9 protein-coding genes are annotated in these 17,069 nt (G+C 25.7%); 6 read left to right on the top strand and 3 right to left on the bottom strand.

What is annotated here, in order from left to right; genetic code table 11:
- Nucleotides 1-227: 227 nt before the first annotated feature.
- Nucleotides 228-4,055, top strand: coding sequence for a beta-N-acetylglucosaminidase domain-containing protein (locus GBZ86_RS05475; RefSeq protein ID WP_152888529.1), 3,828 nt, complete (start codon nucleotides 228-230; stop codon nucleotides 4,053-4,055).
- A gap of 221 nt (nucleotides 4,056-4,276) precedes the next feature.
- A complete protein-coding gene (locus GBZ86_RS05470) occupies nucleotides 4,277-4,780 on the top strand; it encodes a GNAT family N-acetyltransferase (RefSeq protein WP_152888527.1) in 504 nt (167 codons plus the stop codon).
- Nucleotides 4,781-4,939: 159 nt separating this feature from the next.
- Here the strand turns inward: GBZ86_RS05470 and GBZ86_RS05465 are convergent, their stop codons facing one another.
- From GBZ86_RS05465 to GBZ86_RS05455, 3 genes are all read right to left on the bottom strand, one after another.
- Nucleotides 4,940-5,827, bottom strand: coding sequence for a coiled-coil domain-containing protein (locus tag GBZ86_RS05465; protein ID WP_152888525.1), 888 nt, complete (start codon nucleotides 5,825-5,827; stop codon nucleotides 4,940-4,942).
- 77 nt (nucleotides 5,828-5,904) lie between these two features.
- Nucleotides 5,905-6,216 carry a nucleotidyltransferase family protein gene (locus tag GBZ86_RS05460; RefSeq protein ID WP_152888523.1) on the bottom strand — a complete coding sequence of 104 codons (312 nt, stop codon included), beginning with the start codon at nucleotides 6,214-6,216 and terminating at the stop codon, nucleotides 5,905-5,907.
- Nucleotides 6,217-6,218: 2 nt separating this feature from the next.
- The gene (locus GBZ86_RS05455) at nucleotides 6,219-6,620 is read right to left on the bottom strand and encodes a nucleotidyltransferase substrate binding protein (RefSeq protein ID WP_152888521.1); all 402 of its coding nucleotides are present in this window, start codon (nucleotides 6,618-6,620) and stop codon (nucleotides 6,219-6,221) included.
- A 369-nt stretch (nucleotides 6,621-6,989) separates the two neighbouring features.
- On the opposite strand from GBZ86_RS05455, the gene GBZ86_RS17045 reads away from it, so the two are divergent.
- The 4 genes from GBZ86_RS17045 (at nucleotide 6,990) to GBZ86_RS05435 (ending at nucleotide 16,877) form a co-directional block, all read left to right on the top strand.
- Entirely contained in the window at nucleotides 6,990-7,487 is a 498-nt protein-coding gene (locus GBZ86_RS17045; RefSeq protein ID WP_170272166.1) for a helix-turn-helix domain-containing protein, read from the top strand.
- A gap of 410 nt (nucleotides 7,488-7,897) precedes the next feature.
- The gene (locus GBZ86_RS05445; protein ID WP_234885117.1) at nucleotides 7,898-9,688 is read left to right on the top strand and encodes an ABC transporter ATP-binding protein; all 1,791 of its coding nucleotides are present in this window, start codon (nucleotides 7,898-7,900) and stop codon (nucleotides 9,686-9,688) included.
- The gene (locus GBZ86_RS05440) at nucleotides 9,682-11,469 is read left to right on the top strand and encodes an ABC transporter ATP-binding protein (protein ID WP_152888519.1); all 1,788 of its coding nucleotides are present in this window, start codon (nucleotides 9,682-9,684) and stop codon (nucleotides 11,467-11,469) included. Before GBZ86_RS05445 ends, GBZ86_RS05440 begins: the two co-directional genes overlap by 7 nt.
- A 200-nt stretch (nucleotides 11,470-11,669) precedes the next feature.
- Nucleotides 11,670-16,877: a carboxypeptidase regulatory-like domain-containing protein gene (locus GBZ86_RS05435; protein WP_152888517.1), complete on the top strand. Its 5,208-nt coding sequence runs from the start codon at nucleotides 11,670-11,672 to the stop codon at nucleotides 16,875-16,877.
- The last annotated feature ends 192 nt before the right edge of the window (nucleotides 16,878-17,069 follow it).

Below are 17,069 nucleotides of genomic sequence, written 5' to 3'. Positions count from 1 at the left end.
AATTATAATTTTTTAAATTTGTAGATAACTTTAATAAAGTGGCAAAGGCGGTCTGGGAAGCAGATTTTTTCCTAAATAATTTATATTATAAATAGTATATTGTTATAATGTTTCTTTTGTTTAGATAAAGTAAAAGCTATTTAACATATATTGTAAAATAGCACAATATATGTTAAATTAAATTTGAGAAAGTAATTTAAAATTTAATTTAAGGGGAGAGAAAGTCTATGTTAAAAAGATCTAAGAAGTTTTTAGCCTCTATTATTAGCACTATGTTTGTTTTTAGTTTAATACCAATTAATGCTAAAGTTTTAGCCACCTCTAATGAAAACGTTAAAGTTACAGTTCCTTATTTAAATCCTGTAGTACAAAACCTTCAAGAAATAGGTGATGGTTTTAAATTAACAGATACAGTAAATATAGTAGGAGAGGAAAGTGCTAATGAAACAGCTGTTAATTTTTTAAAAGAGTTATTACAAGGAAATGGTATTAATATTTCCTCAGAGTTTAATTCTGAAAATACTACTATAGTTTTAGGAGAAACATCTGGGAATGAAGCTGATGAGAATATAAAGGAAATAGTAGAGGCTTTAAATTTAACTAATGATGAGGCTTTAACTAAAAAGGAAGGTTATGTTTTATATACTTCAAATGATGATGAAAATGGAGAAAATGGTGCCATAGTAATTGCTGGAACGGATAATGACGGAACCTATTATGGAGTAGCTACATTAAAGCAATTATTGCAAAAGGAAAATTCAGTAAAGGTGCCAGAGGTAAAAATAAGTGATTTTGCAGAAATTGGGTTTAGAGGAATTGTGGAAGGTTTTTATGGTGATCAATGGTCCCATGATAATAGGAAAAGCCTAATAGATTTAGGTGGAGAGTATAAGATGAATACTTATATTTATGGACCTAAGGATGATCCTTATCATAAAAATAAATGGAGAGATCCATATCCAGAAGCAGAAGCTAATAAAATAAAGGATTTAGTGGAAACTTCAAATAAAAATAATGTGGATTTTGTTTGGGCTATACATCCTGGTGGAAGTATTACCTTTACAGAGGAAGATTATCAGGCCTTATTAAACAAATGCAATTTAATGTATGATTTAGGTGTAAGAGCTTTTGCTGTATTTTTTGATGATATTTCAGGACCAGGAACAGATGCAAATAAGCAAGCTGAATTTTTAAATAGACTTAATGAAGATTTAGTTAAAAGTAAAGGAGATGTAGCACCTTTAATAATGTGTCCAACGGAATATAATAAGTGGTGGGCAAACCATAATCCAGGAACATACCTAGATATATTAGGTGAAAAGTTAAGTAAAGATGTACAAATTATGTGGACTGGGGATAAAGTTATGTCAGACATAAATAAAGCATGTTTAGAGTGGGTAAATAATAGAGTTAAAAGAGATGTATATGTTTGGTGGAACTTCCCAGTAAATGATTATTGTAGAGATAGATTATTGCTAGGTGAAGCTTATGGTCTTGCTAATGATGTGGATAATGCTTCAGGTTTTGTTTCAAACCCTATGAATCATGCACAAGCATCTAAGTTTGGTTTATATAGTGTATTTAATTACTCATGGAATGTGGATGCTTATAATTCCACTGAAAGTTGGATAAACGCTATAGAGGCTTTAGTACCAGAAGTTAAGGAAGATTTTAAGGTTTTTGCTATTCATAATGCAGATGCTTATACAGACTATCATCAATATAGAAGAAATGAATCAGAACATTTAAAACCAGTGATAGGTAAGTTTAGAGAAGCTTTAACTAATGAAGGAAATTTAAAGGATTCAGCAGATAGATTAATAGAAGAATTTAAGGCAATAAAAAAAGCAGGAAGAAATATTTTAGATAATTGTAAAAATGAAGGCTTAATAAGTGAAATAGAACTATGGCTTCAATCTTTTGAACAACTTGGTATTGCAGGAGAAAATATAATTAATTCCATAATTGCATTAAAATCTGATGATTATAATGGATGGTGGGAGAGTTATTCAAAGGCTAAGATTGCTTTAGATGAAATGAAAAGAATAGATAGTGAAAATAGGCAAGATCAGCCACAACCAGGAGTTAAAGTAGCAAGTAATGCAGTAACTCCATTTGTTAAGGAAATGTTTAAAGAGTCTGAAAAAATGTATACAGATTTAGTGTATTTTGAAGATGTAACAAAATATGAACTAAGTCCTATAACTTCTTTTAGTAGTCAAAATAATATAAATAATATGGTGGATGGAGATGAATCTACTTATTATTATGCTCAAGAATTATTAGAAGTTGGTGATTATTATGGGGTAGATTTAGGCAAAATTGTTCCAATTACAGAAGTAAAAATAGTACAAGGAAGAAATGATAATGACCATGATAGATTCCATAAAGGTATATTAGAATATTCTATAGATGGTGAAACTTGGATTGCTATAGGGGGAGAAAGAACTGGAATTAAAATTGAAGAGAATAATTTAGATATACAAGCTAGATATGTGAGATATAGAGCTACTTATGCTGGAATACCAGGGGGTAAACCAGACCTTTGGACAGCCGTAAGAGAATTTAGCATTAGTAATGGTGGTGGAACATCTATAAATACTAATATAGAAGAGTTAAAGGCTTTAAAGGTAATAAAGGATGATGAAGCAGGTACTATTTATTATCCAACCATAGAAGATTTAACTGTGGATTCAGGGGAGTATTTAGGTTTTCAATTATCAAAACTAAGTAAATTAGAAAACTTTAGATTAAATATGAATTTAACTGAGGGAAGTTTAGAAAATCTAAAGCTTCAGTATTCTATAAATGGATTAGAATGGAATGATTTAGATACTACCATAAATAATGGAGTTTTAGAAATAAGTAAAAATGTGGTAGCTAAATATGTTAGAGCTATAAATGTGGGAGATGAAAGCTTAAAGGGAAGTTTAGAAGAATTTTTAATAGGTTTTCCTACAAAAGTAATAGCAACAGCGAATACTAATGCACCTATACATTCAGGAACTGCTAGTAATTTAGTAGATAATAATATGGAAACTTCATTATGGACAACTGAACAAAAAGTAGGAGATTACTATGAAGTAGATTTAGGTAAAGCTATAGAATTACATGATATAACAATATATTCAGATAAAAATGATTTCGTGAAATCAGGAGTATTAGAGGTTTCTTTAGATGGGGAAACATGGAAGGTAATAAATGATTTCTCATCAATTCCTCAAAATAAAGAAGTTGATGAAAGAAGTAAGTATCATACTATTAAAGGAAATGGTAATGGAGCTGAATATAGATATATAAGATTAAGAATGACAGGTGAAAGCGATATATGGAGCAAAATTCATGAAATTACTTTTAATGAAACGGTAAAAGATGATGTGGTATCTGCTATAGATGGAACCTTTGAAGGTGATTTATCTAAATTAGCTGATGGTAAACTAGATACAGCTTTTATTTCTAGTAGAGAAGCAATTGCAGGCGATTATATTAACTACAAAATTACATCCATAGAACCAATAAAAAATATTCATATACTACAAGATAGTAATGCTATTTCTAATGGAAAGGTAAGTGTTAGAACAGAGAATAATAAATGGGTTGAAGTAGGAGTTTTAGATAAGGCATTTAATAATATAAGTTTGCAAAACTTAGTTAATGAAGGTCATTCAAATAAAATATTAGATATTAAAATTTCATGGGATAATAATGGAATAGCTCCAAGTATAAATGAAATCATAACTTTAAAAGGAGAGTTAATTCCAGATATAATACCTGATCCAACTATTAAGCCAAATAAACCAAGAAATTTATCATTAGATAATGCAACTTCAGATAGTATAACAATTTCATGGAAGGAACCAGAAAACATTGAAATTAAAGAATACATTGTATATTTAGATGGAGTTAAAATAGATACTATATCAGGAGATGAAAAAATATATACTGTTTCAAATCTTAAATCAAATACTTTATATGGACTTAAAGTTGTGGCAAAGGGAAAAAATGATTTATTATCAAGACCAGTTGCTATTAATGGAAGAACTAAAAAGAAATAATTTAAGTTAATTATTACTTCAAGGGAGTAAAAGAAAATTGCTCCTTTGAAGTTTTTATTTTACAAAAATAAAATTAAATTTAAAAAAATTATTGCATTTAATAGGAAATATATGAATAATTAAGATAAGTGAAGTTTTATTAATTTAAATAAAGTAATAAATTAATTAATAAATAAATAAGTAAAAAATCATATACATATGGAACTAATAAGGGGGAAATTATGGAGTTTAGAAAAGCAGTAAAATCAGATATTGAAAGTATATTAGAGATTATTAAACAAGCTCAAAACTCTTTAAAAGAGCAAGGAATAGACCAATGGCAAAATAATTATCCTAATATTGAAACAATAAGTAATGATATTGTTAATGGATATAATTATGTATTATTAAAAGATAATAAGGTTATAGCTACAGTAGCAGTTATATTTGAGGATGATAAATCCTATGAATCCATTTATGAGGGACAATGGATTAGTAATGATGATTATGTAGTTATTCATAGAATTGCTGTTCATAATGATTATAAAGCATTAGGTTTATCCACCAAAATTATTAAGTATATAGAAAAGCTTTGTGGTAATAAAAATGTTAATAGTATTAAAGTGGATACCCATGAAGATAATATAATTATGCAAAATTTTCTTAAGAAAAATAATTTTAAATATTGTGGAGTAGTTTATTTAGAAGATGAAAGTAAAAGAATAGCTTTTGAAAAATCATTATAAATTGGACAAGTAGCTACTTTAAAAGAAGAGTAGAGTTTAGTAAAATCTATAAAAAATTTTATGAGAAACAAATACATCTAATAAATATAAAAGGAAATATTTTCAACAAGATATTTCCTCTTATGTTAAAAGACTAATATATTATATTTATAGTATTATTTAGTCATTATGAAATACACCTTTCATTTTAGTAAAAAATTTATTTAAAGTATTATTATCATCTTCTAAATTAGTTATTCTGTTACCATGTTTATTTATTTTTTTATCTATTTCTAAGTATTTTTCTTCACTATTAGCATATAGTTCTTTTATGATTTTTTCTCTTTCTTTATTATGATTATTAAATTCTTCAGTTTTACTATTTAATAAATTTTGATTTTCTTTTATAAGATTTTCTTTTATTTCATTAACATCCATTATAATAGTTTCTTTTAATTCAGAAGAATCTTCAGTATTTCTAGAAATCATTTCTGTAACTGTTTCAATTATATTTTTATTATTAAATTCCATTTGCTCTACTGAATATTCAATCTTTTCAGTAAGAGTAATATTTTGCTCATCAACTTTTCTTAATTTTTTATTAGTTTCTGCATTTTGTTTAGATACCTTATTTATAAGATTAATATTATCCTTTAAAACCTTTATGCTTTCTCTTGAATTTTCTGCTTGCTTACAGCTAACTTCTTTTAACCCTTGAAAACTAATGCTTAAATTACATTGTTGCTGAGCTAATGTTTCTAATAATCCTTTTATTTCATCAAGATCTAATTTATTAGATTCTTCTTGTATATTTGGACAAACTAAAACCTGCTCTTCTAATTCTTTAATTTTTAACTGAGAAGATTTTACTACATCTTTTAACTCACAAATTTCTTTATTTTTTTCTTTTAAATCTTTTTCTAATTTAAGTCTATGTTCTGTACTTAAAGTTATTTCATTTATTATTTGTTTGGTGGTATCATTAACCAATTCCTCATTATCTTTATTAGACTTTATAAAATCTAAAAAACCTTTTATTTTTTCTAAATTTTCCATAAATATCTTCATACCCCTTTTATTTACAAAATATACCTTAAATTATACATAATTTTCTTTAATATACAAGGAAATTTAACAAAAATATTTTAGATAATTACTTTTTCATATAATACTTTACCTTTTTCATCAATATGATTTTTAAGATTTTTATTTTGAATATTTTTATAAATTAATATATCAAAAAAATATGGAATAGGATATATTTCATTTAAATAATCTTCTAGTTTAATTAAAGTTTTCTCTGTTACCTTAGTACCAATTAAAGCTATGTCTATATCTGAACCAGATTTATAATTTCCTATGGCACGACTTCCAAATAAGATTACCTTTTCTATTTCATTAAATTTTGATAATGCTTTGTTTATGTAGTGTATATCTCTCTCTAATAAGCCAAACATATTTAAACTTCCTTTAATAATTTTTCATGTAATTTATCTATTTCAGGAATATATGTTTCTATAATTTCTTTTAACATTTTATTAGCTAATTCCTGATCATAAGTATGAGTGGTTAAATTTCTACTAGATAAAGCATCTATCCAAACATGCCCATTTTCTATTATTTCATTTTGAAAAGCTTGTTTAATAGTTTCTCTTGGACTCTTAACTATATATCCATCAGCTTCTAAATAATCTTTTAAAACTTTCCATGATAATTCAAAACTTATTTCAAATAACTGAATTATGCCTGCTATTTCAAGTTCTGTTTTTATAGGACCGTTTGAATATTTTTTTAACAATTTGTAAGATTTAGAGAAATTTTCAAATCTTTGTTTCCATCTAATATCTTTTAAATTTTCCATATGTCACCTCTACAATATTTAATATTAAGATATTTATATTATAACATTAAAAAAGAAAAAAATTATTATATTATTCTTCAAAAAAAGTTTGTAATAAGGAAAAATTTATATTATAATAAAAAACATAATAAAACAAAAAAATAAAAGCCCTCAGTTATATAAGTGCTCGCAACACTTATATAACCCGACTACGTAGATATCCAAAGTATCTAGAATCGTTGAGAACTTAAATGACTATATATAATTTATGTATATAGTATAAAGAATATACTTTCAGTTGTCAATAGGTCTCTAGAGTTTTTTAATCTTTTTAGGATTAATTCTATATAGAGGCTTTTTTATTTGACGGATGAAAGGAAAGTTTAACAAATGAGTAAGTATAAAAGAAAATCTATAAACATATCTAAAGAGCAAAGAAAGAGAAATAATGTATCATATACAGCTATATATGATGATTGTCTAAATAAGAACATATCTAATGGAGCTTTTAAGCTTAATTATCTTATACAAAGTAAGTGCTATAAAGGTACTGAAATGTTTTATTCTCAGGAAACTTTAGCCAATGAAATGGGAGTTTGTGTAAGAACTATACAAAGATATTTAAAGGAATTAGTAGATGCAAAGCTAATTTCTATTAAAAGACGTGGAAAAAAGTTAACTAATATTTACACTGTTTTAAGAAAAGTTATGGTTGAAAAGCAAAATAATTTAAATGAAAAAATAAATGAACTTAAAGAAAAACATAGCAAGAAAAAAAGTAGTGGTAAAAGCTTTAATAAAGACAATAAAAAACTACAATTTACTAATTATTCTCAAAGAGAATACGATTATGATAAATTAGAGAAACAATTATTAGGTTGGGAATAATGATTTCTCTTTAAAATTTAATATTTTTTAATATTAGGCTTTTTAAAAAATTTTTTAATAAAGCTTTTTTGTAGTGGAAAAAATTAAATATTTTACTTAATTTAACTTTTATGAATATGAATTTAAAAGTATTTATATGCTTAATTTGGTTATTATATGTAAATTATTGTTGTGATATGACATTTATATAAATCTAGTTAATAATGATAAGACATTTATATATTAAAATGAAGCGACAAAGATATTTTGCTAATAAATAAAAGAGAAATAAATAAAACTTATATTAAGAAGTTAGAGTTTATATACCTTGTTTTTAAATATAAAATTAGAAGATTTTTAATGGTTTTTTTTTCTAATTAAGGTATAATTTAAATATATAAATTTTATACAATTAAATAAGGGGGAAAAATATGAGAGGTGTTTGTGTATTTTTAAAAGATATTATAATTATACCTTTTAAATGTGCCTTTTTGGAATCTTTTTTACTAGTAGCTCAAAAGATATTTATGGGTATAGCTCCAACATTAGAGATGCTTGCTATAGCATCCTTTTTAAATAAAGCCTTAGCCATAGCAGAAAATAAAGCTACATATAATGAAATTTATTTACCTATTATAGCTTTAGTAACAGTGGTAGCTTTAAATATGCTTTTAGAGAAGATTATAGGTTTTGTTAATGTACGGCTAGAACTTAAGCTAAAGAAAAATTATAGGGTGGCTTTAGTAGAGAAAATAGCTAAGTTAAATTATAGCTATATTGAAAATGAAAAAAGCTGGAATATTATATTTAGAATTTCAAAGGAACCAGAAATACAAATAAAGGATACCTATAATTCATTTTTAAATATGATAGCTTTAATTGTAAGGGTATTAAGTCTTTTATCAGTGTTATTTTACTATTCTTGGTGGGCAGCTACCCTTATTTTAACAGTCTCTGTTCCATTATTTATTTTAGCTATTAAAGGTGGAAAAGCTATTTACGAAGTAAGTAAGGAGGCCGCAGAAGAAAGAAGAAAATCTGATTATATAGGTCTAATGTTAGCTGGTAGAGAATTTGTAGATGAAAGAGCTTTATTTCAATATGGTAATACTTTAAGTGAAAAATGGCTTAAAATATTTGAAAAGGTTAGAATGCTTGAATTTAATGTTGTGAAAAAATGGATTATAAGTGCTAGAATAGGAGGACTTGTTACTTCTTTATTAGCTGTATTAATTCTATTTATATTTTTAAAGCCTTTAGCTGATGGAACTTTAACCATAGGTGTATTTATATCTATTGGTTATGGAGTTATGGATTTAGTTAATGAAATGTCTTGGAAATTATCAAGTTTAATTCAAGAATTATCTAAAAAGAGAGAATATTTTAAAGAGATTAGAGAATTCTTTGCTTTAAAGGAGGAAGAAGGTTCCTTAGATTTACCTTCAAGTGGTTTAACTCTTGAAACCTTAGAATTTAAAAATGTTACTTTTAAATATCCAGGGACAGAAAATTATATTTTTAAAAATCTATCCTTTAAAATTGAAAAGGGTAAACATTATGCTATAGTGGGAGCTAATGGTTCTGGTAAAACTACAGTAACTAAGCTTATAACTGGTTTATATAAGGATTTTACTGGGGATATTTTAATTAATGGAAAAAGTATAAAAGATTTCACATCTGGAGAGCTTAAAGGGTTAACCTCTGTGGTATATCAGGATTTTGCAAGATACTTTGTATCCATAAAGGATAATATAGCCCTTGGAAATATTAATTCTATGATGGATGAATACTTTGATAAAACCATAGATGGTGCTGTTGAAACTATTGAAATAAAGGATAAAATAGATTCCCTTGAAAAAGGAATACACACAGAACTTGGAAAGCTAAAGGAAGATTCAGTGGATTTATCTGGAGGACAATGGCAAAGAATAGCTATGGCAAGGTCCATTGTAAGTGATGCAGATCTTAGAATACTAGACGAGCCTACTTCTGCCTTAGACCCTGTTAGTGAAAGTAAGGTTTATGAAAACTTTGAAAGAATAAGTAAGAATAAAACCACTATATTTATAAGTCATAGACTAGGATCAACAAAGCTTGCTAATGAAATTTTTGTTCTTGAAAATGGTGAGTTAGTAGAAGTTGGTTCCCACGACCATTTAATGAATTTAAATGGAGTTTATGCAAATATGTATGAAAGTCAGAGGGAGTGGTACGCATGTTAAAAAAAGAAAAGGATATGTCCGCATTTAAAATATTTAAAAAATTGCTACCTATGTGTTTTAAGGCCTCTCCTTTTAGGTTTATATTAAGCTTAGTTCTAGGTTTTTTTGTTAGTATTTCTATATTTGGTAAAACTATTGCTGTTCAAGGCTTTTTTGATGCAGCAACTAATTTATTTAATGGTACTAGCTCTATAAAGGTTGCTATATTAGCAGGGGTATTTTTAGCTTTTATATCCATATTTGGTAATGTAATAAATGCTGCTCTTAATATACTAGGCAACTATTTATTTGAAAAGATAGCAGGATATATAACTAATTTTGTTAATAAAAAGGCTAGTAAAATAGAACCTATTAACTTTGAAAGTTCTGAAACCTTAGACCATATAAACAAGGCACATCAGGGAGTTATGGGAGGAATATTTTTAGTTACTAATACCTTAATGATTATAACTACCTATGTTCCTTACTTTGTATTTATGGGAATATATCTTTATAAGCTTAATCCTATATTAGTGGTATCCCTATTTTGTGTGTTTATACCTGTAATTTTAAATCAATTTATAAGGGTTAAGGTTTTTTCAAAGTTAGAAAATGAATCAGCTAATATAAGAAGAGAATTTGACTATTATGAAAAATGTATTATAGATAGAGAGTATTTTAAGGAAACTAGACTTTTAGGAGCCTTTGGTTACTTTAATAAAAAGTATAGAAATTCTTTAGAAAACTTAAATAACAAAATATGGAAGGCTGAAAAGAAATCTAATTCCATAGAATTATTAATGAAGGCAATTACGGTTATTGGCTATGGAGTAATTTTATATTTACTATTTATTAGTTTAATGGATGGAAAGATTTCTATTGGTGCTTTTGGGGCAGTATTATCTTCCATAGGAATGGTATTTGCTTTAACAGAGGAGCTTGTTTCTATGGAAGTAGGACAAATAACAACTCATTTTGGTGCTGTTAAAAATCTTATGAACTTTTTAGATTTAGAAGAAAGAAAGGGAGAAGAAGTAGAGATTTTACAAGCTCCCTCCATAGAGCTTAAGGAAGTTTCTTTCTCATATCCTTGTACAGAAAAGGATATTATAAAAAATATAAGTTTAAAAATAGAGCCAAAGGAAACCATTGCTATAGTAGGAGAAAATGGAGCAGGAAAAAGCACTTTAATGAAGTTAATTTTAGGTTTATACCTTCCTAGTAAGGGAGATATTTTCTTGCAGGGACATAATACTAAAAAACTTTCTCATAAATCTGTATTTTCTAACTCTTCAGCAGTTTTTCAAAAATTTCAAAAATATAAATTTAACCTAAGGGATAATGTATCCATAAGTAATATTGATAATGTGGATGATAAAAAAATAAAAACTTGTTTAGATGAGGTCGAAATAGATATAAATAGGGAATGTTTTTCTGAAGGATTAGATACTCTACTTTCTAGAGAATTTGGAGGAATAGATTTGTCCGGTGGTCAATGGCAAAGAATAGCCATAGCAAGAGGGCTTTATAACTTTAATAACCTAATTGTTTTAGATGAACCCACAGCAGCTATTGACCCTATTGAAGAAGGAAAAATATTTAATAAATTTAAAGAAATTTCTAAGGATAAAACAGCTATTATAGTTACTCATAGAATGGGTACAGTAAAAATAGCAGATAGGGTTGTGGTTTTAGATGCTGGTGAAATAACAGAAGTAGGGGCACATGAAGAAATTATAAAAAAAGATGGAAAATATAAAGAAATGTATGAAGCTCAAAGTAAATGGTATGAATTTACTTAAAAGGAAAGGTTGTCTTAGTATAGACAACCTTTTTTATATAGTAAATTAAATTACAAAAATAAAAACAAATGTTATAAACTTATTAAAAAATATTAGTATAAACTAATATTTTTTATACTATTTAAATTTGTAGTTATCTTCACTTAATTGGGAATAATTTCATAAAATATCTTAAATGTTTTAATTCTAAGGAGGTTTATATGCAAATAAAGCGTAATAGCTATAATTTAGGAAAATCAAAGAACATAGAGATTTCTTCAGATAATTTAGATATAAAAGCAGATGTTATTCTTCATGTTAATGAAAAAGAGTTAAAAGTTCACAGCTCTATTTCAGGAGTAGTAGTGGATGTATTTAATAATCCTATTAAAAATGCACTAGTTAAATTAATGAGCATTAATTTAGAGCCTATAGATAGCACTAGAACAGATGAAAATGGAAAATATATTATAAGTGTAATTCCTAAGAATACCTTATATATGGTTTTGGCTACTGCAACAGAGAAAGTTGTAAAGGAATCTTCTTCATTTACATTAAGAACTGGTGAAAATAAAATTATAAATTTTACTTTATATAATGATACCAATACATTATTTGGAGCTATAAGTGGTACTTTAACTGATAAGAATAATAATTTATTTAAAGGGGCTGTAATTTCATTATATAAAGAAAAGAATAATTCTAAAGAGTTAGTTGCTATAACATATTCCGATGAACAAGGAACTTTTTTCTTTAGTGAACTTTTACCATCAAAATATAAAATTTTAATACATTCTCTTTCTAGTATGAGCTATGAAGAAAATATTTTTATAGAAAGTAGAAAAATATATACTTTTAATAAATCTTTAGATTTTAATTCAAATTTAAATGATGGTTCTATATCAGGAACTATAACGGATGCTTTAGGAAATTTTATTTCTAAGGCTGATGTTATTCTTTATAAAATAGAGAATAACATAAAAACTCCTGTAGCATTTTCACAAACTAATAACTTTGGAGTATATAGTTTTACTAATGTACCTTTTGGCTTTTATTTAGTTAAATCTAATAGAGCTGAAAGTCTAGAGTTAGATAATATAATTTCTCCCTCAGTAAAAATAACATCTACTTTAGAATTAGAAACCTATAATTTTTCTAAAGGTATTTTAGAAAATGATGCTATGATGGATTCTAATGGATTTGTAACTTCCCTTGGAGGAGAAAAAGATGGTTCTGTAACCTTAAGTGTAAATATAGAAAAATATGGTCTTTATACTTTAGCTATTTATTATGTATCTGCTGATTATAATAGATCTTTAAAAATTAATGTTAATGAAAAAGAACTTGATAAAATTTATAAAGTGCCTATAACACCAGGCTGGACATTAAAGGATTCAAAGATTATTGAAATTTCAACTCCATTAAATGCAGGTATAAATATTATAAAATTTCATGGTGATGGTAAAAGTTTAGCCCCTTATCTTAATATGATAACCCTAATTTTTAATGAAACAGAAAATATACCTATGTTTAACAGGACTTTTTCATTTTATAATGATATAATATTTGAAAATATTTCTTTAGCAGGTACTTATTCTAATGGAGCAAAATATAATAAAGAAACTTTTTTAGTAACAGCTTTAGGGGGAGAAAATGATGGTTCTGTAACTCTTTCACTGGAAATATCAGATTTAATATTGTATTATATGGAACTTAAATATGTGGCTAAATTACCTAATCTTACTTTTAAAATAGATATAAATGAAGAATCTAATAATACTATCTATAAAACACCTCAAAGTAAAAAAATAAATATTCTAGAAACATCTACTTTTACTCTGCCTATTTATTTTAATAAAACTATAAATTCTATAAAATTTCATGGTGATGGTAAAAATTTATCTCCAGATTTAGATAGTTTTTACTTAATAGTTCCTCCTATAACTCAAAATTTAACTGAGGGAATATTTGAAAATAGTGCTAAACCTTTTAAAGATAATGAATTTGTTTCAGGTATAGGAGGCCCTCAAAATGGAGCAGTAGCTGTTTCAGTTGATATTTCTGTATATGGACATTATAAAATTTATTTAGAATATGTGGCAACCACAGTTACTTTACCATTAAAAATAGATGTAAATGGTATAAATAATAGTACTATAACTCATTTCCTATCTCCTACAGGTGGATTAACTACTGATTTTAAAAAGATTTTTAGTACTCTTATATATTTTAATTCTGGAATTAATACTTTAAGGTTTTACGCAGATGGAAAAGAATTTGCTCCAAATTTAACCACTTTTAAAATCATTAAGACTACATTAATTGGTGATAATACTAAAAATATTAATGAAATAAAAGATTTTTATGAAGTAACAGAAGGAAAATTAAGTGGTTCTGCTACTTTAGATAAAAATAAAAAATTTATAACTGCTATTGGAGGTGAAAATAAAGGAGAAGTTACCTTTAATGTTACTGTTAAAGATGAAGGGGAATATGTGCTTCAAATAAATTATTATTATTTAAATAGAAATTTTAAAATAAGTGTTAATTCAATAGAGAACGAAAAAGTTTGTAAAACTTTAGGTGAAAATAGGGGAATTTTTAAAACCACTATAAACCTTAAATCAGGTGATAATATTTTAAAGTTTTATGGTTATTTTAGTGACCTTGCTCCTAACTTAGGAGATTTTACATTGCGGTTAAATGCTCCATTAGATCTTAGAAAATCAGAGTTTTTTCTTTATAATAATGCTAAACTTCTTCCCACTGGCGTTATAACTTCCATTGGTGGAGAAAATGAAGGAAACTTGGCATTAGATTATTTTGCTTTTGAATATGCAGAATATACTTTAGATCTTATACTTTCTAATGATGATAAGGAGCTTTTAATAAATATAAATAATACTGATATTATAAATATAAATAACACTCCTAATGTGCAATCTTCAACTATTGCATATAGTAAAAATATAGTATTAGATTATGGAAATAATATTATTAAATTTTTAGGGAATGGTAAAAATCCTGCTCCAGATATATATAGTTTAAATATAAAGCCTGCTTTTACAGGTTCTTTTGTTTATACTTATAGTTTTAGTAAAGATGTTCTTAAGAATAGTGCTTTTTTAGATATAAAAAATAACTTTGTCAAAAATATAGGAACAAAAAACAATGGTACTGCCTTATTAATAGTGCAAATGGAAAATGAAGGTATTTATGATTTGAATATTCAATATATTAATCCATTTCATAGAAAAACTCCTTTAAGATTAAAAGTAAATAATAAGTTTATTGAAACTACTTATTATATTCCAGACACTGAAAATATATCTGATTACAATAAAATAAAAATATTTGTTATACCAAAAATTTCATTAAATAAATCAGTAAATTTTATTGAGTTTAGTGGAAATGGAATAGATCCTGTAGCTTACTTAGGAAAAGTTAGATTAAGTAGGTCTTTAGATATGGTAAATACTGCTAGTGATGAATATTATGCTAGTGAAGGTGATATTGAAAATGGTGCTAAAATATCTAGTTTCTCAAAAAAATTCATAGATAATTTAGGAGGAAATAAACAAGAAGGTTCTGTAACAATAAAAGTAACTATAGATAAGGAAGATTTTTATAATTTATTTATAGAATATTTGGTTAATATAGATAATAGTGTTTTGCTTATAGAAATTAATGGAGATGATACAGGTAACTTTTATACCTTGCCTAAAACTGAAGAGTTAAAAGAAGAATATTCTAAAAATTTTATTATTCCAGTTTGGTTAAAAAAAGGTGAAAATTATATAAAATTTCATGGAGATAAAATCAAAGCAGCCCCTAGTATAGGAAAAATAAATATAAACAAAGCACCAGAACTTACAACTTATGCTTTTTTAAATGCTCAATTAAAAAATGCTAAAATTTTAGATTCACCTGTTGGATATATTTCTTTAAAGGGAGGATTAAATGTTAGTTCAGCTTATATAAAAGTAAAGGTGAAAAAAGAAGGAAAATATTATTTAACCTTAAGATATTTATCAAAAGATAAAAACTTCCTTAATATAGCTATAAACAGCCCAGTATTCGGAGAAAATTTTAATTTTCCAGCTACTAAAAGTGAAAATGCTTTTCATGCAAAATCTATAATCTTTGAAGTTTATTTTAATAGTGGTGAAAATTTAGTATTTTTTAGAAAGCTAAAAAAAGCTAATGATATTGAAATTTTATTACACTCCTTTTCTATTTCTACTCATAATTTAGTAAGAAATTTTTCCTTAAAAAGATTATTCTTTTTAAATGGTGCAAAACTTAATGAAGATACTGGTTTTATTGAAGGATTAGGGGGAGAAGAAAATGGATATATAGTAATAAATACATTTATAGCTCAAGGAGGCTTATATGATTTATATATAAATTATTTAAGTTTAGATGTTAAAAGAAAATTAAAAATCCAAATTAATGATGTTCCTATAAAAAATAGTTATTATTTTCCTTCAACAGGACATCTTATGCATAAAGCCTTTGTTAATACCGTAACCATACCTATTAATTTAAAAACTGGTGATAATAAAATTAAAATTTATGGAAAAAATAATTTGCTTGGACCTATGATAAGTGAAATAACTTTAGCTTTAAATACAGAAAATGCTATAAAATTTTATTATTTATCTGATGGTACTTTAAAAGGTGGTGCTACTTTAGATAATATATCTAAAACGGTAAGTAATATTGGAGAAAAAAATAATGGTGAAGTAACAATAAAAATAAATATAACAAATTCTAATATGTATACTTTACAGCTTCAATATAAAAGTAGTAATAATAATAATTTATTATTATTAGATATAAATAATATTTCAATAAATAAAAAGTTTAAATTATTGGAAACCAACGGATATTTTAATAATTTTACTATAAAGACTTTTCTAAATACAGGAGATAATTTTTTAAGATTTTATGGAGATGAAAAGAATGAAGGTCTTACTCTTGGAAATTTCTATTTAATTAATGATTTAAATTTATGGACATTTGAAAAAAATGCTATTAATTTTAATGTTGCTTTAGGAGAACTTAAAAATGGTGCATATGTATATTTAGATTCCTTAGATGATACTCCTTGGGTGGATAAATTAGGTGGTAAATCTAATGGTTCTTCTACAGTAACTATAAATATAGATTATGATGGAGAGTATTCTTTAATAATAACTTATTTTGCTAGTATTGATGATTCTAAAAAACCTATTTCACTTACTATTAGTATTAACTCCAAAAAAAATGGAAGCATTTATTCTTTAATTCCTGGAGAAGTTAGAAAAACTGAATTTATTTTTGATTTAAAAAAAGGAGAAAATAAAATTAAATTTGCAGGAGATGGCAAGAATAAAGCTCCTAAATTATCCTCTGCTACACTTACTCTTAAAAGTATATATATTTAATTTTAAAAATTAAATTAACTGAAGGTTTTTTTTAGAAATTCATAAAGAAAGTAATAAAAATTTATACTATTAAGGTAGGATTTCTATATTTTAATGGAGTTCTACCTTTTAAATTTTTCTATAACAAATTTATATTTTTTAATATACAATATTTATTACTATTTAAACTATAAATTTAATATACTTATGAAC

Source organism: Clostridium tarantellae (genome assembly GCF_009295725.1).
GTDB lineage: Bacteria > Bacillota > Clostridia > Clostridiales > Clostridiaceae > Sarcina > Sarcina tarantellae.
This window is presented reverse-complemented; position numbering and strand designations above follow the sequence as displayed.

What these genes read in the sequence shown, in the direction of transcription:
- GBZ86_RS05475 (WP_152888529.1), top strand. Translation starts at nt 228, where the DNA reads ATGTTAAAAAGATCTAAGAAGTTTTTAGCCTCTATTATTAGCACTATG.
- GBZ86_RS05470 (WP_152888527.1), top strand. Translation starts at nt 4,277, where the DNA reads ATGGAGTTTAGAAAAGCAGTAAAATCAGATATTGAAAGTATATTAGAG.
- GBZ86_RS05465 (WP_152888525.1), bottom strand. Translation starts at nt 5,827, where the DNA reads ATGAAGATATTTATGGAAAATTTAGAAAAAATAAAAGGTTTTTTAGAT.
- GBZ86_RS05460 (WP_152888523.1), bottom strand. Translation starts at nt 6,216, where the DNA reads ATGTTTGGCTTATTAGAGAGAGATATACACTACATAAACAAAGCATTA.
- GBZ86_RS05455 (WP_152888521.1), bottom strand. Translation starts at nt 6,620, where the DNA reads ATGGAAAATTTAAAAGATATTAGATGGAAACAAAGATTTGAAAATTTC.
- GBZ86_RS17045 (WP_170272166.1), top strand. Translation starts at nt 6,990, where the DNA reads ATGAGTAAGTATAAAAGAAAATCTATAAACATATCTAAAGAGCAAAGA.
- GBZ86_RS05445 (WP_234885117.1), top strand. Translation starts at nt 7,898, where the DNA reads ATGAGAGGTGTTTGTGTATTTTTAAAAGATATTATAATTATACCTTTT.
- GBZ86_RS05440 (WP_152888519.1), top strand. Translation starts at nt 9,682, where the DNA reads ATGTTAAAAAAAGAAAAGGATATGTCCGCATTTAAAATATTTAAAAAA.
- GBZ86_RS05435 (WP_152888517.1), top strand. Translation starts at nt 11,670, where the DNA reads ATGCAAATAAAGCGTAATAGCTATAATTTAGGAAAATCAAAGAACATA.